The organism is Dietzia sp. KRD202 (assembly GCF_017168155.1).
Classification (GTDB): Bacteria; Actinomycetota; Actinomycetes; order Mycobacteriales; family Mycobacteriaceae; genus Dietzia; species Dietzia kunjamensis.
The window spans coordinates 89,214-110,406 of the sequence record NZ_JABFAN010000020.1 but is presented as its reverse complement, the minus strand read 5'-3'; the positions used below and the strand labels follow the sequence as shown (position 1 = coordinate 110,406).

General features: G+C 68.7%; 22 protein-coding genes and 2 pseudogenes. 12 read left to right on the top strand and 12 right to left on the bottom strand.

The features are described 5' to 3' along the window. Window positions 1–76 precede the first annotated feature (76 nt). Window positions 77–1,123, bottom strand: a complete 1,047-nt coding sequence (locus tag J1M64_RS18355) for a Wzz/FepE/Etk N-terminal domain-containing protein (protein ID WP_206475120.1) — start codon at window positions 1,121–1,123, stop codon at window positions 77–79. Window positions 1,124–1,463: 340 nt separating this feature from the next. After that, window positions 1,464–1,628, bottom strand: a pseudogene (locus J1M64_RS20055) (IS3 family transposase); the annotation flags it as partial. Window positions 1,629–1,646: 18 nt separating this feature from the next. On the opposite strand from J1M64_RS20055, the gene J1M64_RS20595 reads away from it, so the two are divergent. Beyond that, window positions 1,647–2,012 carry a transposase gene (locus J1M64_RS20595; protein WP_374220874.1) on the top strand — a complete coding sequence of 122 codons (366 nt, stop codon included), beginning with the start codon at window positions 1,647–1,649 and terminating at the stop codon, window positions 2,010–2,012. A gap of 464 nt (window positions 2,013–2,476) precedes the next feature. Here J1M64_RS20595 and J1M64_RS18345 read toward each other — a convergent pair. After that, window positions 2,477–2,761 (bottom strand): annotated as a pseudogene (locus tag J1M64_RS18345) (Ku protein); the annotation flags it as partial. An 83-nt stretch (window positions 2,762–2,844) separates the two neighbouring features. On the opposite strand from J1M64_RS18345, the gene J1M64_RS18340 reads away from it, so the two are divergent. From J1M64_RS18340 to J1M64_RS18330, 3 genes are all read left to right on the top strand, one after another. Then, complete coding sequence (locus J1M64_RS18340) at window positions 2,845–3,429, top strand: ElyC/SanA/YdcF family protein (protein ID WP_307872483.1); 585 nt, start codon at window positions 2,845–2,847, stop codon at window positions 3,427–3,429. 512 nt (window positions 3,430–3,941) lie between these two features. After that, window positions 3,942–4,082 carry a hypothetical protein gene (locus J1M64_RS18335; protein WP_206475130.1) on the top strand — a complete coding sequence of 47 codons (141 nt, stop codon included), beginning with the start codon at window positions 3,942–3,944 and terminating at the stop codon, window positions 4,080–4,082. 123 nt (window positions 4,083–4,205) lie between these two features. Then, entirely contained in the window at window positions 4,206–4,772 is a 567-nt protein-coding gene (locus J1M64_RS18330; RefSeq protein ID WP_163376161.1) for a hypothetical protein, read from the top strand. A 25-nt stretch (window positions 4,773–4,797) separates the two neighbouring features. On the opposite strand, the gene htpG is transcribed toward J1M64_RS18330, so the two are convergent. Further along, a complete protein-coding gene (gene htpG / locus J1M64_RS18325) occupies window positions 4,798–6,870 on the bottom strand; it encodes a molecular chaperone HtpG (protein WP_206475118.1) in 2,073 nt (690 codons plus the stop codon). A 108-nt stretch (window positions 6,871–6,978) separates the two neighbouring features. Between htpG and J1M64_RS18320 the strand changes: the two genes are divergently transcribed. From J1M64_RS18320 to J1M64_RS18310, 3 genes are all read left to right on the top strand, one after another. Beyond that, on the top strand, window positions 6,979–7,605 hold the full coding sequence (locus J1M64_RS18320; RefSeq protein WP_206475117.1) for a maleylpyruvate isomerase N-terminal domain-containing protein: 627 nt from the start codon (window positions 6,979–6,981) through the stop codon (window positions 7,603–7,605). A gap of 83 nt (window positions 7,606–7,688) precedes the next feature. Beyond that, the gene (locus J1M64_RS18315) at window positions 7,689–8,117 is read left to right on the top strand and encodes a VOC family protein (RefSeq protein ID WP_163376158.1); all 429 of its coding nucleotides are present in this window, start codon (window positions 7,689–7,691) and stop codon (window positions 8,115–8,117) included. Between the two features lie 60 nt (window positions 8,118–8,177). Beyond that, the gene (locus J1M64_RS18310) at window positions 8,178–8,954 is read left to right on the top strand and encodes an SDR family NAD(P)-dependent oxidoreductase (RefSeq protein ID WP_067718885.1); all 777 of its coding nucleotides are present in this window, start codon (window positions 8,178–8,180) and stop codon (window positions 8,952–8,954) included. A gap of 138 nt (window positions 8,955–9,092) precedes the next feature. Here the strand turns inward: J1M64_RS18310 and J1M64_RS18305 are convergent, their stop codons facing one another. The 4 genes from J1M64_RS18305 to J1M64_RS18290 form a co-directional block, all read right to left on the bottom strand. Continuing rightward, window positions 9,093–9,923, bottom strand: coding sequence for an amino acid ABC transporter permease (locus J1M64_RS18305; protein WP_206475116.1), 831 nt, complete (start codon window positions 9,921–9,923; stop codon window positions 9,093–9,095). Beyond that, a complete protein-coding gene (locus J1M64_RS18300) occupies window positions 9,920–10,582 on the bottom strand; it encodes an amino acid ABC transporter permease (protein ID WP_067718880.1) in 663 nt (220 codons plus the stop codon). The genes J1M64_RS18305 and J1M64_RS18300 overlap by 4 nt, the downstream gene beginning before the upstream one ends. Before the next feature lie 113 nt (window positions 10,583–10,695). Further along, complete coding sequence (locus tag J1M64_RS18295; protein ID WP_067718877.1) at window positions 10,696–11,514, bottom strand: glutamate ABC transporter substrate-binding protein; 819 nt, start codon at window positions 11,512–11,514, stop codon at window positions 10,696–10,698. A 57-nt stretch (window positions 11,515–11,571) separates the two neighbouring features. After that, on the bottom strand, window positions 11,572–12,306 hold the full coding sequence (locus tag J1M64_RS18290; protein ID WP_067718874.1) for an amino acid ABC transporter ATP-binding protein: 735 nt from the start codon (window positions 12,304–12,306) through the stop codon (window positions 11,572–11,574). Between the two features lie 114 nt (window positions 12,307–12,420). On the opposite strand from J1M64_RS18290, the gene J1M64_RS18285 reads away from it, so the two are divergent. Both J1M64_RS18285 and J1M64_RS18280 read left to right on the top strand, forming a co-directional pair. Then, a complete protein-coding gene (locus tag J1M64_RS18285; RefSeq protein ID WP_206475115.1) occupies window positions 12,421–13,659 on the top strand; it encodes a fatty acid desaturase in 1,239 nt (412 codons plus the stop codon). A gap of 2 nt (window positions 13,660–13,661) precedes the next feature. Next, window positions 13,662–14,153 carry a hypothetical protein gene (locus tag J1M64_RS18280; protein WP_206475114.1) on the top strand — a complete coding sequence of 164 codons (492 nt, stop codon included), beginning with the start codon at window positions 13,662–13,664 and terminating at the stop codon, window positions 14,151–14,153. A gap of 31 nt (window positions 14,154–14,184) precedes the next feature. On the opposite strand, the gene J1M64_RS18275 is transcribed toward J1M64_RS18280, so the two are convergent. The 3 genes from J1M64_RS18275 to J1M64_RS18265 form a co-directional block, all read right to left on the bottom strand. Next, window positions 14,185–14,463 carry a WhiB family transcriptional regulator gene (locus tag J1M64_RS18275; RefSeq protein WP_067718868.1) on the bottom strand — a complete coding sequence of 93 codons (279 nt, stop codon included), beginning with the start codon at window positions 14,461–14,463 and terminating at the stop codon, window positions 14,185–14,187. Window positions 14,464–14,699: 236 nt separating this feature from the next. Further along, window positions 14,700–15,716, bottom strand: coding sequence for a glycosyltransferase (locus J1M64_RS18270; RefSeq protein WP_206475113.1), 1,017 nt, complete (start codon window positions 15,714–15,716; stop codon window positions 14,700–14,702). Between the two features lie 13 nt (window positions 15,717–15,729). After that, the gene (locus J1M64_RS18265; protein ID WP_067719144.1) at window positions 15,730–16,290 is read right to left on the bottom strand and encodes a type 1 glutamine amidotransferase domain-containing protein; all 561 of its coding nucleotides are present in this window, start codon (window positions 16,288–16,290) and stop codon (window positions 15,730–15,732) included. Between the two features lie 86 nt (window positions 16,291–16,376). On the opposite strand from J1M64_RS18265, the gene J1M64_RS18260 reads away from it, so the two are divergent. Continuing rightward, window positions 16,377–17,111, top strand: coding sequence for an LmeA family phospholipid-binding protein (locus tag J1M64_RS18260; protein ID WP_096906576.1), 735 nt, complete (start codon window positions 16,377–16,379; stop codon window positions 17,109–17,111). Window positions 17,112–17,117: 6 nt separating this feature from the next. Here J1M64_RS18260 and J1M64_RS18255 read toward each other — a convergent pair whose 3' ends face one another. Continuing rightward, window positions 17,118–18,674, bottom strand: a complete 1,557-nt coding sequence (locus J1M64_RS18255; RefSeq protein ID WP_307872482.1) for an adenylate/guanylate cyclase domain-containing protein — start codon at window positions 18,672–18,674, stop codon at window positions 17,118–17,120. Window positions 18,675–18,948: 274 nt separating this feature from the next. On the opposite strand from J1M64_RS18255, the gene J1M64_RS18250 reads away from it, so the two are divergent. Together J1M64_RS18250 and J1M64_RS18245 are read left to right on the top strand one after the other, a co-directional pair. After that, window positions 18,949–20,580 carry a DEAD/DEAH box helicase gene (locus J1M64_RS18250; protein ID WP_307872481.1) on the top strand — a complete coding sequence of 544 codons (1,632 nt, stop codon included), beginning with the start codon at window positions 18,949–18,951 and terminating at the stop codon, window positions 20,578–20,580. A 133-nt stretch (window positions 20,581–20,713) separates the two neighbouring features. Continuing rightward, window positions 20,714–21,109, top strand: a complete 396-nt coding sequence (locus J1M64_RS18245; RefSeq protein WP_061917909.1) for a hypothetical protein — start codon at window positions 20,714–20,716, stop codon at window positions 21,107–21,109. The last annotated feature ends 84 nt before the right edge of the window (window positions 21,110–21,193 follow it).

Genomic DNA, 21,193 nt, shown 5'->3' with positions numbered 1-21,193 from the left:
GCGGGTCCTGGGGTGTTCGATGCGTGGCGTGAGAACCTGCATCGTCACACGCCCCAGGACCCCTACATTTTGTGCCTCACCGCATCACCGGCGAACCCCAGCTACGCACTCCGGATCCGGAAGGGCCCTTAAAAGTTGTCTGTCCGGTCAACACGTTGGTAAGGCCCACCGAGTCCGGCATTGCCATGTAGTTGACTACTCGGGGACGCCTCATATCGGCTTCGACTAGGAGGACAGAGTTTCCCGCTTCAGCAAGAGCCAAGCAGAGATTGACCGCCGTTTCGGACTTTCCCTCATCACTAACCGACGATGTCATTACAAAGGTTCGCGGCGGGTTGTCAACGCCCAGGAACTGGAGATTAGTTCGCAGGCGGCGGAATGCTTCTGCCGTCGGCGAGTGCCCCTTCTTGAAGTCAACTTCGTGTTCTGATCCCCGCGCCCGATCTTCTTTGGTCCGGAATGGAATACTGCCGACGACGGAAGCGGCGGTTATCGATTCAACCTGTCCCCTCGTCTTCACTCGCCTGTCAAACGCGTTCGCTAGCAGCGAGACTCCGACTCCCACCAGTAGCCCCATCACCAGACCAAGAACTAGGTTTTGCTCGGTATTTGGCGATACCGGAGCTTCCGGCAGACCTGGGGGCTGAACAACGGTCAATTTCGCCTGCGCAGGGCCGCCTGACTCCGGCGTTTCGAGCTGCGCCACCACGTCGGGCAACACTGCACCGAAACCGTCCGCGAGCCGCTGCGCATGGTCTGGGTTCGGATCCGTCACGGAAACATTGAGTAAGACGGTTTCGGCAGCGCCCGCGGCCTCCGTTCGCGAGGCCAACACCTCCGGGGTCACCGTCGCTCCGACTTCGTCTACTACCTGGCGTGCGATTTCCTGGCTTTCAACCAGCTCGGCATAGGATTGAACCCGTTGCTGCGACGCAAGCGAGCCTTGGTATGCCGCCGCCGCAGAGTCCCCACCCAGCGACGTCACATAAAACTGAACGGTTGACGTGTACATGGGTGTACTTAAGAGACTCAATCCTAATGCGATGAGGCCTCCAAGGAGGGTAGTCGTCACAATGAGTAGTCGGCGAGTTCGGAGCACCGATAACAAGCCCTGTAGATCCACTCCACAACCTTCCGTTAGGGGGGTTCCCCAGTCCGACCTCAACGCTTCACCGGCACCCAGACGGGATGTCGGTGTTGACCGCTGCGAGCCTAGTCACAATGCGCCCGACTGACCCTACTGTGAGCCGAACGGGGGCAAAATCCATGGCTTCGCACGCTATAGATTCTTCTTACTTAAACACCGGTCTGTGGACCGATGTTCATCTAGGGCCGGGGCGCTTCCTTGGAACCAGCTTGATCGGCTCAGCAAGGAACACTCATCACCGCTGCTCCCCCGCGCGGCCGGTTCCGGTTGCCCCACACGAAAGAGGGACTGCTGCATGAACAGGTGACAGATGGGGTTAGGCCGCCTGGGTAGCGGCTGTGGTCATGATCAACTCGTATTCGACCGGGGTCAACCTGCCCAGACCTGACTGCCTGCGACGGCGGTGGTAAGTCGGCTCGGTCCAGGTGATGATCGCGATTCGCAACTCCTCACGGGTGGCCCAGGCGCGGCGGTCGAGGACTGCATCGCCCCGGGTTTGATGGAGACATCGATTACCCGGGAAGGGATTATCGAAGCTATGGGAGCACCTCGCAAGTACCCGGACGAGCTTCGTGAACGAGCCACGCGCATGGCGCTAGAAGCGCTGGCCGACCCTTATCGCTCGCACGGTGCGATCGTGCGGGTCGCCGAGCAACTCGGCGTACATCGCGAAGCGCTACGGACCTGGGTCCGTAAAGCCCAGGCCGAGGGCCAGGACGCCTCGTCGGTGTCCGCCGATCGCGACGCCCGACTGGCCCAGCTGGAGAAGGAGAACCGCGAGCTGCGGCGAGCTGATGCGCTTGTTCGCTTCGCGCAGGGCATCCGACTCGTTGGCTGCCCGCGCAGCTGGCGATGGATCGGCTGAATTCTTGTCGTCGATGGTGAGCCCTCGCTTGAGGCACGACGGCGAGATGCCGAAGTCCTTTGCGACCTGGGCCACGGACGCGTCGGAGTCGCGGAAGACCCGGATCACGTCCTCACGGAACTCCTTGGGAAACGCCTTCGGCATGGTGCACATCCTTCCAGCGTCGACACACGCCGACGCAGATCAGATGTCACCTATGGGTGCAGCAGTCCCGATGCCGTAGTGACGCTGACCCGGAGCGAAGGACGGCGGCATCACGTACTCGCCCATGGTGATGGTGCCGCCGATCCTGCCCTACGTACAGCGACCCGAGCAAGGCGCTTCAGAGGGGACTCCCGAACCCGAATAAGCGCACAGTCGACTGCGCATCGGACCCATAGCTCCGCCCGTGAAATCTCACCGAAGGAGTGTGCGGTGAATTACTTTGACGCTAGTCCAGATCGCGAATCGTGCGTCGTTCACCGAAATTCAGCCGACTCGATCTCGTGCGGCTGCTCCACCGGCAGGCTCGCCAGGTCCTCCTTGGTGAGGATGACCATCTCGCCCTCATCGGACTCGCACGCCTTGGCGATGTCGGAGAACTCGACCTCCTCGCCGTTGTCGTCCCGCACCTTCTTGTAGCAGATGCGCACGCCGTCGGACTTGTCGACCTGCCGCGCGTGACGGTCGTGGTCCTCCGTCGCCGAATTCACCTTGACCGGCACGTTCACCAGACCAAACGAGACCTCGCCCTTCCGGATGGATCGCATGGGTTGAGTACGCGACAGTCGGGGGCTCGGGGCAGCCGGACGCCGGTACCCCCCGGTTAAGCATGCCTCCGTAGCCTGGATCCGTGAGACCACGCTCCCGACGCTGCCGCAGCATCGTGGTGCTCGCCCTTGTCCTGGCGGTGGGTCTAGTGGTCACTGGACTGACCGCGGCGCGGGCCGTGCTGTTTCCGCAGGTCGACTCGCCGGTGCGGGTCGATGCGATTGTGGTGGTGGCAGGCGCCGACGACGATCGCTACGTCTACGCCCGCAGCCTGGCCGAAGAGGGCGTGGCCGACCACATCCTCGTCTCGCAGCCGCCCAGCGGCACCGGACGCTACGCCGCCGCAATCGACTCCTACTGCGCCTCCACCCCGGTGATCGCCCGCGACGGTCGTCGGATTGACGTGGAGTGCTTTGCCCCCGACGTGGACACCACCGAGGGTGAGACCACCGCCGCCACCCGCACCGCCCGCGAGCGCGGGTACAGCTCACTACTTGTGGTGACCTACTGGGGTCACGTGTCGCGAGTGCGGATGTACTTCGAGCAGTGCTTCGACGGACCCGTCTACGTGACCGACACGCCCCGGCCGCTGTCCAAGTCGAGGAAGGATGCCCTACTGCACGAGACCGGTGGCTATCTCAAGGCGTTCGTCAAGCCAGCCTGTTGAGGGTGCGTGCCTCGCGGAACGTCGCCGCCTGGAGTGGCGGACCGAAGGGGCGCGGGACAGAAAGCTGGTAGGCGGCTTGCCTCCGTGGGCGCTGGTTTCCCAGCCGATTCTCAAACACCACCGAGTCGACACCGAAAGACTAATGGGCTCAAGACGATTGAGTCGCCGGGGCCGCGGAGGGGGAGCCCGCAGCCGCCGACGACTCTGTCGCGCACGATGAAGGATCGCGACCAAAGGCGGTCAGCGTAGTCCGCATCGTTGCGGAGCCGGCGACACCTCGAGGGGGGATAAGGCTACGCCACCGACTGCCAGCGACATTATCCGCAGAGTGGCTACTACACAACTGTCAACTTTGTATGCATGCCTAACGAATCAAGGCCCGTCAGGGCGGGCCTCCGCCTCCCGCAGCGCGCACAGGCGGGCCCGGCCAACCTGTTGATTCATCAGCAGCGCGCGTCGATCGCGTCCTATCGTCAACTAACACCTCCGTATTCCCCTCACGAAGGACCGCCGTGACCACGCAGACCATCGACATCCCGCACCTGGGCGGCTCGACCATCGGCTACAAGTTCGGCCGCGACTACGACCCCTCGGAGAGGTGTATAAGAGACAGGCACCAGCCAGATCCGCTACTCTCCCTCCGGATCCGCTAGTCCAATCCGACCAGCGGATCCGTATTCGGGATCGCGGATTTTCGGGGGGTGGCGGAGAGCGTGGTGGTCGAGAGAGGTGGTCCGGCCCGGGGCTCGGTCGCGCCGGATGGGCGGACGCGTAGCGTGCTCCCGGCGACGGTTCTGACGGAGGTCTGCGCCCCGTGGGTGGTGCTCACCGTCGGGTCGGTGCACCTCGGCCGGGCGGTGGGGTCGACCGGGTGGGGGCTCGCGACCGCCGCCGGCCTGGGCATCGTTCCGCAGGCCGCGATCACCTGGCGGGTCCGACGCAAGGCGCTGTCCGACCACCACGTCACCCGGCGGGAGGACCGCCCCCTGGTGATCGTCGGCATCGCCGGGTCGGTGGCGACCCTGCTCGCGGCCCAACGGTGGGGCGACGCCCCGGACGAGTTGCAGCGGATGACGCGGGCCGCACTGGTGGCGCTGGGCGTGGCCGGGGCCGCGACGCTCCGGATCAAGGTCTCGTTCCACACCGCCGTGCTCGCCGGGGTCGCCACGGTCCTCGCCCGCGAACTCTCACCCCGCTACTGGCGACTGCTGGCCCTCGTACCGACGGTGGCGTGGGCGCGCGTGCGGATCAGCCACCACACCCCGACCGAGACCGCGCTCGGGGCGATGATCGGCGTGACCTGCGGCTCCCTGGGCGGCGGCCGGACACCGGTGGTCGGGTAGCCGCCGCCCCGGGGGCGGAGTCGAGTCAGATGCGGTCGACCAGCAGCTTGGCGAACGCGGCCGGGTCGGAAAGCGTGCCGCCCTCCGCGAGGACGGCCGCACCCGACAGCAGCCGGGCGGTGTCCGTAAGGCCGGGCGCCGACGGATCCGATGCGTACTGCTCGCGCAGTCGCTCGACCAGCGGATGCGTGGGGTTGAGCTCGAGGATCCGCTTGCTCGTGGGCAGCTCCATGCCCGAAGCGCGGTACATGGCCTCGAGCTGCGGGGTCATGTCGAACTCGTCGCCCACCATGCACGCGGCCGACTCGGTGAGCCGGTGCGACAGGCGGACCTGCTTGACCTCGTCCGACAGCTCCTCGCCCAGCCAGGTGAGCAGGTCGGCGAACTCGGCCGCGTCGGGCTCGTCCTCGCGATCCTCGCTCTCCGAGCCGATGCCGGACAGGTCCACGTCGCCCTTGGCCACCGACCGCAGGCGCTTGCCGTCGACCTCGCCGACCGCGTCCACCCACACCTCGTCGACCGGGTCGGTGAGGATGAGGACCTCGACGCCACGGGCACGGAACGCCTCCAGGTGCGGGGAGTTCTCCACCGCCGCGCGGGACGTCCCGGTGAGGTAGTAGATCTCCTCCTGCCCGTCGGCCATCCGGGAGACGTACTCGGCGATGGTGGTGCCCACCTCGTCGTCGTCACGCTCGTCGTCGCGCGGGGTCTCGTCCGATCCGGACGCGGCGTCCCCGACGCCGGCCTGGGCGGGACGCGTGGAGGCGAACGTGCTCACGGCCAGCAACTGCTCGCGGGCGTCAACGTCCGCGATCAGGCCCTCCTTGAGGACGGCACCGAAGTTGGCCCAGAAGCTGCGGAACTCCTCCGGCCGGTCGGTCTTGATCTGTTCGATCGTCTGCAGCACCCGCTTGACCAGGCGCTTGCGGATCGCCCGGATCTGGCGGTCCTGCTGGAGGATCTCGCGGGAGACGTTGAGCGACAGGTCCTGGGCGTCGACGATGCCCTTGACGAAGCGCAGGAACGGCGGGACCAGCTCCTCACAGTCGTCCATGATGAAGACACGACGGACGTAGAGCTGCACCCCGCGTTTGGTGTCCGGGGAGAACAGGTCGAACGGCACCTGCGTGGGAAGGAACAGCAGCGCCTGGTACTCGAACGTGCCCTCCGCCTTGAGCGTGATCGTCTCCAGCGGCTCGTCCCACGCGTGCGAGACGTGACGGTAGAACTCGGCGTACTCCTCGTCGGTGACCTCCGAGCGGGGCCGCGTCCACAGCGCCTTCTGGGAGTTCAGCGTCTCCGTCTCGGTGACCGTGCCGAGAGCCCCGGGCGCGGCGTCCTCGGCGGCATCGTCTGCGCCGTCTCCGTCCGCACCGGCCCCGTCCGTCGACTCCGGCGCCGGGCGCTCGACGTCCATGCGGATCGGCCAGGCGATGAAGTCCGAGTAGGTGCGCACCACCCGGCGCAGCGTGTGCTCCTCGGCGTAGTCCGGAAGCGCCGCGTCCCCACCGGCCGGCTTGAGCTGCAGGATCACCGAGGTGCCCTGGGGAGCGTCCGGGGCGTCCTCGATCGTGTACGTGTCCTCGCCGCTCGACGTCCAACGCGTCCCCACACTCTCGCCCGCCTTGCGGGTGACCAACGTGACGGTGTCGGCGACCATGAACGTCGAATAGAAGCCGATGCCGAACTGACCGATGAGGTCCGCGGTGGCCTGCTCCGAGACCTCACCGGACTCCTGCGCCGCCCGGGCCGCGGAGAGTGCCTCCCGCATCTGCCCGGTGCCCGACCTGGCGAGCGTGCCGATGAGGTCCACCACCTCGTCGCGGGACATGCCGATGCCGTTGTCGCGGATCGTCAGCGTCCGGGCGGCGGCATCCGGGATCAGCTCGATGTGCAGATCCGAGGTGTCCGCGCCGAGCGAGGAATCCTGCAGCGCGGCCAACCGGAGCTTGTCCAGCGCGTCCGAGGAGTTGGAGATGACCTCGCGCAGGAAGGTGTCCGGATTCGAATAGATCGAGTGGATCATCAGATCCAACAGCTGCCGGGTCTCGGCCTGGAACTCCCGGGTCTCTGCTGCACCGGAGGTCTGCGGGCTCATGGCGGGTATCGGTCCTTTCTCGTCACGGCTGAAGGGTTGGCGCGATCTGTTCACACCGTCCCAGTCAACCTAGTGTGAAGCCCAGACATTCCTGGAGGTGAGGTGCCCGTGACCCCGACCCCGCTGAGCCCGGAGGACCTCGCGGTCCTCGACCGGGCCACCACCCTGTTCGGCCGCGCGCTCGCCGGCGGACTCGACGGTGACTGCGAGGCCTGCCCGGGATGGACCCGCCGCGACTGCGCCAACCACGTCTTGGGCGGTGGACTGCGCTACGCCGCCTACTTCCCACGGCTGCCGGAGTCGGAGATCGAGTGGACCCGCACCGCCGACCACGCCGGTGAGAAGCCGATCCCCGCACTGCACCGCACGTCCGCGGGTCTGCGCAGGGAACTCGCGCGGGCCCGGGACGCGGACGCGATCGTCCAGCACCGGCTCGCCGAGATCCCGGTCCGCGACCTCCTCGCCCTGCGCGTCTTCGAACTCCTGGTCCACGCCCACGATCTCGACCCGCGGACGTGGGACTCGACGGAGGCGGAGGACCTCGCCGCCTGGACCCTCGACCACGCGCGGAGCGTGGTTGAGTTGATGCGGTCGTTCGACGTGCTCGCCGAGGCGAGCCCCGTGACGCTCGGCGCGGATTCGCGCGCCCGACTGCTCGCACTGTCCGGACGGCGCCCCTCCCCGGCCGGACCGGTCGGCGACGGCGACGGCGACGGCGACGGCGCCCAGAATTAACGTGACCGGCACCGCAGACGGGTCTAGCGTTGCGAATACCGGGTAGCACCGGCACGCGGTCGCCCACGACGAGAGGCTCCGACATGGCCATGACCTGCGTCCCCTACATCTCCTTCCCCGCCAATGCGGCGGAGGCGTTCCCCTACTACCAGGAACTCTTCGGCGGGAAGCTCGAGGTGATGACCTACGACCAGTTCCCCTCCACCGAGGACTTCCCGTTCGACCCACCGCACGGTTCGGTCGCCCACGCGACCCTCGAGGCCCCCGGGATCAGCCTGACCGGCGGTGACGCCATGGGCGAGAGCCTCCCGCAGCCGCGCAGCGACGTCTACTCGTTCCTGCTGGGATTCGACACCGAGGACGAGGCCCGTGCGTTCCTGGACAAGGTCACCGGCAGCGGGGGCGAGATGGCGATGCCGTTCGAGGTCGCCCCGTGGGGTGACCGGTACGGGCAAGTCCACGATCGGTTCGGCATCCGCTGGGACGTCGTCGTGCCGGGTACCGGCGACTGATTACGCACTGACCCGGCCAAGCCACCCTTATCCAGCGCCCGTGCTTGTTACCGTTCTGGCATGGAAATCTCTGGAGCAAGTGCCATCGTCACGGGCGGTGCGTCGGGAATCGGCGCCGCCGTCGTCCGTCAGCTCGCCGCCAAGGGCGCCAAGGTCGTCGTCGCCGATCTCAATGCCGAGAAGGGTGAGGCCCTGGCGAACGAGGTCGGGGGCGTGTTCGTCTCCGTCGACGTCACCAAGACCGACCAGAACGAGAAGGCCGTCGCCGCCGCTCTCGAGCTCGGTCCGCTGCGCTACCTCGTCAACTCGGCCGGCATCGGCTGGGCTCAGCGCACCATCGGCCGCGACGGCGAGTACTCGTCGGCCTTTGACATCGACTCGTTCCGCAAGGTCATCGACATCAACCTCATCGGCTCGTTCGACATGCTGCGGCTGGCCGCCACCAAGATGAGCACGCAGGAGGCCGACGAGGACGGCCAGAAGGGCGCCATCGTCAACATGGCCTCCGTCGCCGCGTTCGACGGCCAGATCGGCCAGGCCGCCTACTCCGCCTCGAAGGGTGGCATCGTCGGCCTGACCCTGCCCGTCGCGCGCGACCTATCGGCCGCCGGCATCCGCCTCAACACCGTGGCACCCGGCCTCATCGACACCCCGATCTACGGCGAGGGCCCGGACTCGGAGGCGTTCAAGGCCAACCTCGGCTCGAATGTCCTGTTCCCGAAGCGTCTCGGCTCGGGCGATGAGCTGGCGTCCATGGTCATGGAGCTGCTCACCAACCCGTACATGAACGCGGAGACCATCCGCGTCGACGGTGGCATCCGGATGCCACCGAAGTAGCACGCCCCCAGAATCGACCACGCCCCCGGGCATCGAAAAGGACGTTCCGCGCACTCCCCTTTCGGGCGATGTGCGCGGAACGTCCTTTTCGACGGTGCGGTTCTCGACGGTGCGGGCTTTCGACGGTGTGGGCGCGGGTCAGGCCTTCGCGCGCCGCTTCTTCATCCGGCCCTCGAGGTACACGGCGAACTTGGTGAGCGTGTAGTTGACGAGGATGAACAGGATGCCCGCCACGATGTAGGCGGGGACGGTGTTCGCGTACGCCGAGCCCAGGGTCTTGGACCAGTTGAGCAGCTCCAGGTAGGTGATGCCGTAGCCCAGTGCGGAGTCCTTGAGGACGACGACGAGTTGGCCGACGAGGGCCGGGAGCATCGCCGTGAGTGCCTGGGGGAGCTGGATCGAGCGCAGCACCTGCCCCGGGGTGAGGCCCACGGCCAGTCCCGCCTCGGACTGCCCCGCGGGCAGCCCGTGGACACCCGAGCGGACGAGCTCGGCGATGACCGCGCCGTTGTAGAGGGTGAGCGCGGTGACGACGGCGGCGAGCGGCGCGTGCTGGTTGGGCACGATGTTGGAGGTGGCGAAGTAGCCGAAGTAGGCGAAGACCATCATCAGCAGCACGGGCACGGAGCGGAAGAACTCGACGATGATGCTGCAGAACCAGCGCACCGGAGCGAACGGCGACAGCCGGCCCATGCCGAAGATCAGCCCGAAGACCACGGCGAGCACGATGGAGATCGCCGCCGCCGTGAACGTCCCCTTGAGGCCCGGGATGAGGTAGGACGTCCACACCTCGGGGTCCGTGACGAACGGCTCCCACATGAAGGCCTTGAGCTGGCCGGCCTTCTCGAACTGGAGATAGATGACGTAGGCGATGGCGACCACGAGGACCACGCCGATCGCGGTGAGGATCCTGTGCCGCAGCCGGGCCTTGGGGCCGGGTACGTCGAAAAGTACCGCCTGTGTGCTCATCGCTTCACCGACAGCTTCCGGGAGAGGGAGGTGGTCCACAGTCCGATCGGGAGGGTGAGGACCACGAAGACCATGGCGAAGAAGAAGAAGGTCAGCAGGCTCGCGCCCTCGTTCTCCGTGATGACCTGGAGCAGCCCGGCGGAGTCCCCGACGCCGATGACCGCCGCGACGGTGGAGTTCTTGATCAGTGCGATGACCACCGAACCCAGCGGGGCGATGGACCCGCGGAACGCCTGCGGGAGGATGACCTCGCGCATGGACTGGCCGAAGGCCAGACCGATCGAGCGGGCGGCCTCCGCCTGCCCCACCGGGACCGTGTTGACGCCGGAGCGCAGGGCCTCGCAGACATAGGCCGCGTGATAGACGGCCAACATTATCGCGGCCCACCAGAAAGCGTTGCGGGCGAAGTCGTCCGAGACCGACAGCTGGAGGATGAAGGACAACCCCAGGATGCTGAAGACCATCAGCAACGTCAGCGGGAGGTTCCGGAACGTGTTGACGTACGAGGTACCGAGGCCGCGCAGGACCGCCACCGGGGACACGCGCAGGACGGCGATGATCGTCCCCAGGACCATGGCCCCGATGGTGCCCAGGACCGACAGCTGGATCGTCACCCAGACCGCCCCGAGGACGTCGTAGTCGGCGAAGATGTCGCCCATGGTCCACCTTCCGTGGTGAGGTGTCCGCCCTCCTCCCTGCGCCGACGGGTCGGCGCGGGGAGGGAGGCGGTGGTCGGCCGGAGCGGGTGCCGATCCGGCCGGGACGGATCAGATCAGGCGCAGGCCTCCGGCTCGGGCGGGTTGCCCTCGCCCGGGGTGAAGCCGGCGGCGCCGAGGTTCTCCTCGACTGCGGTGTCCCAGCTGCCGTCGGAGATCATCTCGCGGATGGCCTCGTTGATCTGCTCGCACATCTCCGTGTCACCCTTGGCGATGCCGACGCCGTACCGCTCCTCGGAGAACGGCTCGCCGACCACCTCGAGCTGGCCCTGGTACTGGTCCTGGGCCGCGTATCCGGCGAGGATCGTGTCATCGGTGGTCAGGGCGTCGACCGCGCCGGACACAAGCGCCGAGACACACTCCGAGTACGTGCCGAACTCCTGCAGGTTCACACCCGGCACCTGCTCCTTGACCGTCTGGGCCGAGGTCGACCCGGTGACCGAGCACAGACGCTTGCCGTCGAGGGAATCGGGACCGGTGATCGAGTCGTCGTCGGAGCGGACCAGCAGGTCCTGGCCGGCGATGAAGTACGGGCCGGCGAATCCGACCTTCTCCTTGCGGGAGTCGGTGATGGAGTAGGTGGCCACGATCATGTCGACCTGACCGGTCTCCAGCAGCGTCTCGCGCTGGGCGCTGGGGGCCTGCACCCACTCGATCTCGTCCTCGGGGGTCCCGAGCTTGTCGGCGATGTAGCGCGCCACGTCGACGTCGAGGCCGGTGTAGTCGTTGCCCTCCTTCAGCCCGAGTCCCGGCTGGTCGAACTTGATGCCGACCTTGAGCTGGTCCTCGCCGCCGCCATCGTCGCTACCGCACGCGCTCACGCCGAGTGCCAAGGCGACGGCCGCCGTGGCCGCTCCGATCCGTCGGATGTTCATGGGTTCTCCTCGTGGGATGGGTGGATGGGTCTCGTTCGGGTCCGCGGACGGGCCCGACTAGTTGGTGAGGATCTTGGACAGGAAGTCCTTGGCCCGGGCGCTCTGCGGATTGGTGAAGAACTCCTCCGGGGTGGCCTGTTCGACCAGTTCCCCGTCCGCCATGAAGATCACGCGGTCGGCCGCCTTGCGGGCGAAGCCCATCTCGTGGGTCACCACGACCATGGTCATACCGGTCTTGGCCAGCCCCGTCATCACGTCGAGGACCTCGTTGATCATCTCCGGGTCCAGGGCGGACGTCGGCTCGTCGAAGAGCATGACCTTGGGGTCCATCGCCAGCGACCGGGCGATCGCCACCCGCTGCTGCTGGCCACCGGACAACTGCGCCGGGTACTTGGACGACTGCTCGTGCACACCGACCCGTTCGAGCAGTTCCATCGCGCGCTTCTCGGCCTCCGACTTGGACTGCTTGCGGACCTTGATGGGGCCCAGCGTCACGTTCTCGAGGATCGTCTTGTGCGCGAACAGGTTGAAGGACTGGAACACCATGCCGACGTCGGCCCGCAGTCTCGCCAGCGCCTTGCCCTCCTCGGGCAGCGGTTTGTCGTCGATGGTGATGGAGCCGGATTCGAAGGTCTCGAGCCGGTTGATCGTGCGGCACAGCGTCGACTTCCCGGAGCCCGAGGGCCCGATCACCACGACGACCTCCCCCTGCTCGATGGACAGGTTGATGTCCTTGAGCGCGTGGAAGTCACCGAAGTGCTTATTGACGCCTGAGATCTCGACGAGAGCCATGGTGGGATCATAAAGGTCCGGTGAACACTTACCGGCCAACTCGGCAGTAGTTGTTCGCGGTTCGGGTTTCCCGGAACGGTCGACATGACGCTGATCGCTACGTACCGTTCTTACATGGCGATATCTGATGTAAGGGAATACGCCCATCTCTCCGCCGAGGACGTCGATGCCATCGGTGAGGAACTGGACGCGATCCGCCAGGAGGTCGTCGACTCCCTCGGGGACGATGACCGCCGCTACGTGCAGAACACCATCCGCCTGCAGCGCGGACTGGTGACCGGCGGCCGGGTCGTCCTCCTCTTCTCCGGGTACCGACCCGCGTGGCTGGTGGGCACCGGACTACTGGCGGCCGGGAAGATCATCGAGAACATGGAGCTCGGGCACAACGTGATGCACGGGCAGTGGGACTGGATGAACGACCCGGTCATCCACTCCAGCTCCTGGGAGTGGGACATCGTCGGCACGTCCGAGCACTGGAAGGCCACCCACAACTACCACCACCACAAGTACACCAACATCGTCGGCATGGACGACGACGTCGGGTACGGCGTGGTGCGGGTGACCCGCGACCAACCGTGGCACCCGGCGAACTCGCTCAACCTGGTGTGGAACACGATCCTCGCCCTCGCCTTCCAGTGGGGCGTCGGCGTCCAGCACCTGGAGATCGCGCCGGCGACGATCAACTCCTCCGGGCGGGCCGAGCGCAAGAAGCGGATCGGCCAGTTCCTCCGCAAGGCCCGGCGCCAGGTGGGCAAGGACTACGTCTGGTTCCCGCTGCTGTCGGGGCCCAACTGGAAGTCCACCATGAGCGCCAACATGACCGCGAACATCATCCGCAACCTGTGGTCCAACGCCGTGATCTTCTGTGGCCACTTCCCGGACGGCGCCGACAAGTTCACGCTCGAGGATCTCGAGTCCGAGACGCAGGCGCAGTGGTACCTGCGCCAGATGCTCGGCTCCGCGAACTTCACCGGCAGCAAGCTCACGCACTTCATGTCCGGCAACCTGTCGTTCCAGATCGAGCACCACCTCTTCCCGACGCTCCCGTCGAACCGGTACGCGGAGCTCTCGGAGAAGGTCCAGGATGTCTGTCGGCGGTGGGACCTGCCGTACACCACCGGGCCGCTGTACAAGCAGTACTGGCAGTCCTGGCGGACCATCGCCAAGCTCTCGCTCCCGAACCGGTTCCTCAAGGCCACGACGGACGACGCGCCGGAGACCCGCTCGGAGAAGATGTTCGCCGGCGAGCCGAAGATCTACGACGACGGGATGGGTCCGCGTTCCGGCCTGGTCACCGCTCTCAAGCACCACACAGGCCCCGACCAGCTCCGCCGTCTGACCCGGACGGTGTGAGCGTGGCGGGCCCGGGAGCCGGCGACCGGACCCCGAGCGTCGACGAGACGCATCGCCGACCCGACGGCGCGACCGACGCCGAGATCGAGGCGGCCGGCACCGTCGGCGAGGCGATGGAGTACATCGAGCGCGCCCGCGGGCACCTGTACGACCTGCACCAGCTGATCGGCCGGGCGGACATCCTCTTCCAGGAGGCCGCCGACCAACTGGTGCAGGCCGGACGGTCCGAGCTCGCCGCACGCATCCGCGACGAGATGGTGGGGGTCAACGTCCTCCACGGCCGCTGGACGTTCCAGATCGTCGAGGAGTTCGACGACGGGTTCTGGAGCACGGCCCGCGCCCTGGACAGCGCGGTGCGCGACGAGCTCACCGGAGGACGACGGCATGTCCACGAGGCGGAGATGAAGGAGGCCAACCGGACCGGTGGCCGCCCGGGGCACGAGGCGACCCCGCAGGATCACAACGAGGACCCGGACCGCCGGCCCGCCACCTGAACCGCCAGCCGAGGCCCCGCCCGCCGCGAGATCAGCCCGTTCGGTGGCGGCCGGAGATCCTGTGTCTCTCGGCCTCGGTCAGCCCTCCCCACACTCCGTAGAGTTCACCGGAATTGAGGGCGAATTGCCGACAGGTATCGAAGACCGGGCACGTGGCGCAGACCGACTTGGCCTGTTCCTCCTTCTTGCGCCGCTCCCCCTTCGACTCCTCCTCCAGGCTGTAGAACAGGTCTTCGTGCCCGATGCACGCGGCGTTGTCACGCCAGGACCAGAAGTCCGAGGTGGGTTCGAGGTTCCTGTATCTCGGCATTCATCCTCCGTCCCTGCGCCTCGCGAAGTGCCCTACCTCGGGCCCTGGAAGTTCGTCGTCCGCAGTCGATGCCGCAATATTGTCAGGGTTACGGGCACGTCGCTCCCGCACTTCGGGGGTCGTGAGATCGAGTATCTCTCCGCGACGGTGGATATGCAGCATTTATCAGCCTTCGTGACGGCATCGTGAGAAAACGCCTACGCGTTTCCTGGGTGGCGCGGCTCACCCGGAAGGGCCTACTTCGTCGTCGTCGCCGTCGCACGGATGACCTCCGCGGCGCGGTGTGCCGCCCCGTCCACCCCCCACCACGATCTGATCCCGGCGGCCTCGCCGTCGAGGGCGCGGTCCACCTGTGCGCGCACCTCGTGCGCGACCGCCGTCGGACCGTCGCCGTAGCGCAGGACCGAGGCGCCGGGGATCGAGCCGAGCGCCTCGGCGGTGGCGTCGTGTTCGCCGTATTCGTGCTTCCCGGGGACGACGACCAGCGGCACATCGGCGCAGGCCGCGTCGGCGACGGACGCCTGCCCCGCGCCGGTGACCACGACGTCCGCGGAGCTCAGCGCGGGCCAGGGATCCTTGTGCCACTCGCCGTCGGGGCCGCCCAGCTCCACCCAGTCCGTCACACCCAGCTCCGCCACAGTGGTCCGCACGGCGCGCCAGAAGCGGTGGTCGCCGCGGGTGCCGGAGGCGTTGAGGTGGACGACACGGGGACGACGACGAGCCCGCTCCTCGCGCTCGCGTCGCTCGAACCGGGAGACGCCGCCGATCTCGCTCACCCGTTTCTCCGCCCGCGCCACGGTCTCGCGGTGCACGCCCGGCGGCCAGGCGGCGATGAGCCTCTCGGCCGCCCGGCACCGCAGCAGATGCGGTTCGTCGTCGCGCACCCCCGGGGGCAGGGTGCTCACCATGGGTGTACCGGTCATGCGGGCGGCCAGCGACATCGCCGGGGAGCCGTCGACCCACAGCGCGCGGGGGCGTTCACGGTCCAACCACGCCACGGCGGCACGACGGGCGGCGAGGGTGATCTCGTCCCGCGCCGGCGGTCCGGCCGCGTGCGCGGCGGCGGGCCCGGTCCGTGCGTCCGGCTCTGTCGGCAGGTGGATCACGCGGGTCCCGGGGGGACGCTGGGTGTCGTCGAAGGGGCCGGTGACGAGCATCGTGACCTCGTCGCCCCGGTCGCGGAGCGCGGCGACGACCGGCAGCACCCGGTGCAGGTGCCCCCGTCCACGGTTGTGGACGTACACGCCGATCATCGCCCGGTCGCCCCTAGGCCGACCCCCGGGCGGCGCCGACGAGCGCCTCGCAGAAGGCCGGGAGATCGTCGGGCCGGCGGCTCGTGAAGACCCCGTCGTCGCTGACGAGCTCGGAGTCGACCCACTCCGCGCCAGCGTTGACCAGGTCGGTCCGCAGGCTCGGGAAGGAGGTGACCTTCCGGCCGCGCACCACGTCCGCCTCGATGAGGACCCACGGCGCGTGGCAGATCGCGAACACCGGCTTGCCAGCCTCGACCATCTCGCGCACGAGGGTCACCGCGTGCTGGTCCCCGCGCAGGGCGTCCGGGTTCGCGACGCCGCCGGGCAGGACGAGCACGTCCACGTCGGCCGCGGAGATGTCCGCACTCGTGCGGTCCACGGGCCGGGTGCCGGCCGGGCTGAGGTGATCGACCAGCCCGACCTCGCCGTCCTCCGTGCTGACGAGGACCGGCCGGAAGCCGGCGTCGGAGACGGCGTCCCACGGTTCGGTGAGCTCGACGCGCTCGATCCCCTCGGAGGCCACGAGGAAGGCGACGGTACGGGTGTCAGTGAGTGCATCCTGTGTCTCGGTCATGATCCCGATCGTGAGGTCCTGCCCGCCGCGCCGCAACCGGTCCGGCGACGGTAGACCCGGGTGCTCCGGTCCGGCACGATACCCCCATGGGCAGACGAGATCGGATGGACCGCAGAGGGCGTCGCGACAATAGGCGCGGTGGGTGCGGGTGCGGGTGCTCGCTGGTCCTGCTGCTCCTGCTTCTGGCGGGTCTGGTGGTGGCCGCGGAGTTCGGCGCCCGCTGGTACCTGTCGGACCGGGCCGAGCGCGAGGCGTCGGCGGAGCTCGGGGCGCCGGTGTCCGTGGAGTTCGGGACCAGCCCCGTGTTGTGGGACCTGGCCACGCAGCAGGCCGTGGGCACGGTCCGCCTGACCTCCCCCGGTGACGCCACCGTGCCGCGGATCGACGTGACCGGCTACTCGGTCTCGCAGGTCGACGGCGGTATCCGCGCCGAGTCCGCGGACGGCACCGCCACACTCAGCGCCGACCAGCTCGCGGCGGCCGCCGCGGAGGGCAACCCGGCGGAGGGCTCGCCGATCGCGGGCATGACGGAGGTGCGCTCGGTGCGCCCCGACGCACCGGCCGGCCTGCTGCGCGCCGACATCGGCGGCATCGCGGAGATCGGGGTGCAGCCCGGGGTGAACGGCGGGCAGCTCACGCTCACGCCGCAGCAGACCTCGCTGCTGGGGTTCCCGCTGCCGGACGGGCTGTTCTCCGGCATCACCGGCACCGTCGACACGACGATGGCCTCGCTGCCCGAGGGCGTGGTGATCGAGGACGCGCGCGTGGTGGACGACGGCCTCGAGGTGATGCTCGGCGGGCGTGACGTGGTGCTGCGCTAGGGGTGGTCAGTCGGTCGCCGGCGCGCACAGCCGCGTGGGCTCGGTGCGGCCGCGCACGACCTCGGACCCGACCTGCTGCCAGCGGCCGCGCTCGGCCTCCGCGGCGGCGTCGGCCGCCACGCCGGAGGCCAGCACCAGTCCGGGCTGCTCCTTGGCCAGCTCGCACAGCCGCGAGGCCTCGTTCACCGCGTCGCCGATGACGGTGTACTCGAAGCGGTCGTCCGAGCCCACGTACCCGGCCACGACGTCCCCGTAGGACGCCCCGATGCCGGCGCGGCAGTCCGGCACCCGCGCGGGCAGGCGCTCGGCCAGCACCCGCGCGCAGGCCAGGGTCGCGGTCGCCGGGTCCGCCATCGACCGGGGCGCGCCGAACACGACGAGCGCGGCATCGCCGAGGAAGCTGTCGACGATGCCGTCGTATTCCTCCACGGTCTCCACCACCACGGAGAAGAACCGGTTGAGCACGTCCACCACCTCGCCGGCCTCGGACCGAACGGCCATCTCGGTGGAGCCGATGAGGTCGACGAACACCACGCCCACGCGCGAGTCGCGCCCGCCCAGCTCGGGATCGTCGAGCTCCGCGGCCTCCGCGACGTCGCGACCGACGTGACGGCCGAACAGGTCGCGCAGCCGTTCGCGCTCCTGCAGCCCGGCGGCCATCCGGTTGAAGCCACGCTGCAGTTCGCCGAGCTCGGTGGCGTCGTAGACCACCACCCGCCGTGACAGGGTGCCGTCGCTGATGTCCTGCATCGCCCACCGGACGCTGCGCAGTGGGGCGATCATCGAGCCCGTCGCCAGGGAGATGAGGAGGAAACCGGCCAGGAGGGACGTGGCGCCCAGGACGATGACGACGACGGCGAGGCGTTCCAGTGACAGGGCTCGGCCCGCGAGGGTGTAGATCGCGACGATGATCAGGCCCGTGATGGGCACCCCGCTACCCAGGGCCCACGCCACCCGGAGCCGCGTCATGGCGCCGAGGAGCCGGGTCCGCGGCGCGCGGCCCGTGGACAGTGCGACCGCCGCCACGGGCCGCAGGCCGAAGTCGGCGAGCAGGAACGCGGCGCCGCAGACGACCATCCCGGCGAAGACGATCGTGAACCCGACCACCGGGATCGAGGACGGGTCGACCACGCCGTACGCGGGGGTGACCACGGCCGCGCCGAGCAGCCACAGGAACGCCTGGATGACGGTGACGCGGCCGGGCAGGCGCAGCGTCGCGACCCGCTCGCGATCGGTGGGGTCCCGCCCGTCGAGGAACCACCGGACCCGGCGGTAGACGGCGCCGGTCACCCAGATCGTGCCCACGATGATCGCCATCGTCACGTAGACGGGCACCACGATCACCGAGGGGACGAGGAACTCCCGCGACAGCACCGCCGGGCCCGGTAGCACGAAGAAGACCAGCACCACGGCCACCGCGACGCCCACCAGGTTGGAGGCCAGCAGGGTCAGGAGCAGCAGGATCCGGACGCGCCACGCGCGCAGTCGGCCGGACTCCTCCTCCCGGCCGAGAAGCACCGACCCCAGTTCCGGTCGACGCAGCAGGGACAGGTCAATTCGCACGCCTCGTATCGTGCCACCACGGGCGACCGATGGTGATGCCCTCGTCACACCTGGGCCGCGGGGCTGGGGTGTGGGGCCCGCTACGCGTAGGGTGGTCCTCGGACGGCCCGCACCACTCTTGCCTCGGGCCGTGCGGTTGTCGACCTCCCCGTGGTCGCGCACCGGGCGCATCGCTCATCGAAGTGGATGCGACTCCCCGCGAGCGCGCCGGGCAAGACGCCATTCTCTATGTACGGAGCCTTCTCCCTTGTCACGTTCTTTCGCCGATCTCGGCGTGCCTTCCCCCCTGCTCGGTGTTCTCGACAGCGCGGGAATCACCACCCCCACCCCCATCCAGTCGGCCACGCTGCCGGACGCCCTGTCCGGCCGTGATGTGCTGGGCCGCGGCCGCACCGGCTCCGGCAAGACCTACGCGTTCTGCATCCCGCTGGTCGCCCGCCTCGCCGCCTCCGGCGGCCGCCGCGCCCGCAACTCTCCGCGCGGGCTGATCCTGGCCCCGACCCGTGAGCTCGCCCGGCAGATCAACGAGACCCTCGAGCCGCTGGCGAACTCCATGGGCCTGAAGACCACCGTCATCTTCGGCGGCGTCTCCCAGGGACGTCAGGTCGAGGCGCTCAATCGTGGCGTCGACATCGTGGTGGCCTGCCCGGGCCGTCTCGAGGACCTCATGGGACAGAAGCACTGCCGCATGGACTCGATCGAGATCAGCGTCCTGGACGAGGCCGACCACATGGCCGACCTGGGCTTCCTGCCCGGCGTCACCCGCATCCTGGCGGCGACCCCGTCCGGTGCGCAGCGACTGCTGTTCTCCGCGACCCTGGACTCCGGCGTGCAGAAGCTGGTGACCAAGTTCCTCACCAACCCCGTGGACCACTCGGTCGACGACGGCACCGCCACCTCCGGCCCGACCGCCCACCACGTGGTGCGCGTCGACGCCGACGACCGCGTCCGCGCCCTCGCCGACCTGGCCGTGGCGCACCCGCGGACCGTGATGTTCACCCGCACCAAGCACGGTGCCAAGCGTCTGGCCAAGCAGCTCACCGGCCGCGGCGTCGTGAGCGTGGACCTGCACGGCAACCTGTCGCAGAACGCCCGCGTGCGTAACCTCGACGCGTTCTCCTCCGGGCAGGCGACCGTGCTCGTGGCCACCGACATCGCCGCCCGCGGCATCCACGTCGACGACGTCGGGCTGGTCGTCCACGCCGACCCGCCGGCCGAGCACAAGGCCTACGTCCACCGTTCGGGCCGCACCGCCCGCGCCGGCGCCATCGGCACCGTCGTGACCGTCGCCACCTCCGACCAGGTGCGCGAGGTGCGGTCGCTGCTGCGCGCGGCCGGGGTCACCGCCGGCGAGATCGAGCTGCCCATCGGCGCCGATGCCGCCGTCGCGTTGGCCGACGCCCCAGAGCCGCCCGCGCACGTGCCGTCCGACGACGGTGTCGAGGGCCAGTCCGTCCGCGGGCAGGCCCGTCGCAGCCGTGGCCAGGGCCGTCAGAGCCAGAACCAGCAGCGTCAGGGCCGCGGTGGCGGTCAGGGCCGTGACGGCGAGCAGAGCCGCAGCGGCGGGCAGGGTCGCGACGGCGGGCAGGGTCGCGACGGCGGCCAGAGCCGGGACGGCGCCGGCCGCGGTGGTTCGGAGCGCGGTGGTTCGGAGCGCGGTGGCCGCGACCAGCAGGGCTCCGGCACCGGCGGCGCTCGTCGTCGTCGTCCCCAGACCGCCGACGCCCACGGTGCGCCCCGCCAGGGCTCCGCACGTCAGGGCTCCGGCACCCGGGGCTCGGGCGGTCAGCGCTCGGGCGGCCAGGGTTCCGCGACCCAGGGCTCCGGCGCGCGCCAGTCGGTGGGCCAGGCGGCCGGGCGGCCCCGCAGCGACCAGCGTCGCCGCTCCACCCGCACCGCCGGCTGACCTGAGGGGAGCCACCCCTCCCCTCCCGGAAATCCGCTACTCGGAATCCGGATCGGCTACTCCAATCGGACTAGCCCCCTGTGGCTCAGGCTGGTTGTGAGTCGGCGATGGGCGCTGGCGGGAGGGTGTCGAGATGACGGTGGTTGTTCCATCACGCGAGCGCAGCGTTGAGGAGAGGCGGCGGTTGGCGCTTGAGTATGTCGAGTGCCGGTATGGCACCAAGGCCGCGTTCCTGCAGGAGCACCGGATCGCTGAGTGGCAGATGCGGCGGTGGGTGGCCGCGTTGGCTGACGGTGACCTCGACGGGAACGTCATCCCGCGTCAGACTGGGGAGATGACCAGGGAAGATGCAGCTGAGGTTAGGCGTCTGAACGCCAGAATCGCCAAGCTGGAAACGGAGTTGGATTCCGAGCGCAAGGTCGTTGATGCGCTGGGAAAAGCTATATCGGTCATGCACTCACTTGGCGTGGCCGACGACGGGGAGGACCCGACTGGACCGAGCAGCAGCGGCGAGAGCACGAGGAGCTGATCGCGGCCGAGAACGCCCTGCTGGAGGAACTCAAGGCGGCAGGCCGAAGTCAGCGGTCGGCGCTGGCAATGATCGGCCTGTCCC

Coding starts and splice junctions, on each gene's coding strand:
- J1M64_RS18265 (WP_067719144.1), bottom strand. CDS start 16,290: ATGACCGAGACACAGGATGCACTCACTGACACCCGTACCGTCGCCTTC.
- J1M64_RS18305 (WP_206475116.1), bottom strand. CDS start 9,923: ATGAGCACACAGGCGGTACTTTTCGACGTACCCGGCCCCAAGGCCCGG.
- htpG (WP_206475118.1), bottom strand. CDS start 6,870: ATGAGCCCGCAGACCTCCGGTGCAGCAGAGACCCGGGAGTTCCAGGCC.
- J1M64_RS18300 (WP_067718880.1), bottom strand. CDS start 10,582: ATGGGCGACATCTTCGCCGACTACGACGTCCTCGGGGCGGTCTGGGTG.
- J1M64_RS18260 (WP_096906576.1), top strand. CDS start 16,377: ATGGGCAGACGAGATCGGATGGACCGCAGAGGGCGTCGCGACAATAGG.
- J1M64_RS18315 (WP_163376158.1), top strand. CDS start 7,689: ATGGCCATGACCTGCGTCCCCTACATCTCCTTCCCCGCCAATGCGGCG.
- J1M64_RS18270 (WP_206475113.1), bottom strand. CDS start 15,716: ATGATCGGCGTGTACGTCCACAACCGTGGACGGGGGCACCTGCACCGG.
- J1M64_RS20595 (WP_374220874.1), top strand. CDS start 1,647: ATGGAGACATCGATTACCCGGGAAGGGATTATCGAAGCTATGGGAGCA.
- J1M64_RS18310 (WP_067718885.1), top strand. CDS start 8,178: ATGGAAATCTCTGGAGCAAGTGCCATCGTCACGGGCGGTGCGTCGGGA.
- J1M64_RS18295 (WP_067718877.1), bottom strand. CDS start 11,514: ATGAACATCCGACGGATCGGAGCGGCCACGGCGGCCGTCGCCTTGGCA.
- J1M64_RS18290 (WP_067718874.1), bottom strand. CDS start 12,306: ATGGCTCTCGTCGAGATCTCAGGCGTCAATAAGCACTTCGGTGACTTC.
- J1M64_RS18245 (WP_061917909.1), top strand. CDS start 20,714: ATGACGGTGGTTGTTCCATCACGCGAGCGCAGCGTTGAGGAGAGGCGG.
- J1M64_RS18285 (WP_206475115.1), top strand. CDS start 12,421: ATGGCGATATCTGATGTAAGGGAATACGCCCATCTCTCCGCCGAGGAC.
- J1M64_RS18275 (WP_067718868.1), bottom strand. CDS start 14,463: ATGCCGAGATACAGGAACCTCGAACCCACCTCGGACTTCTGGTCCTGG.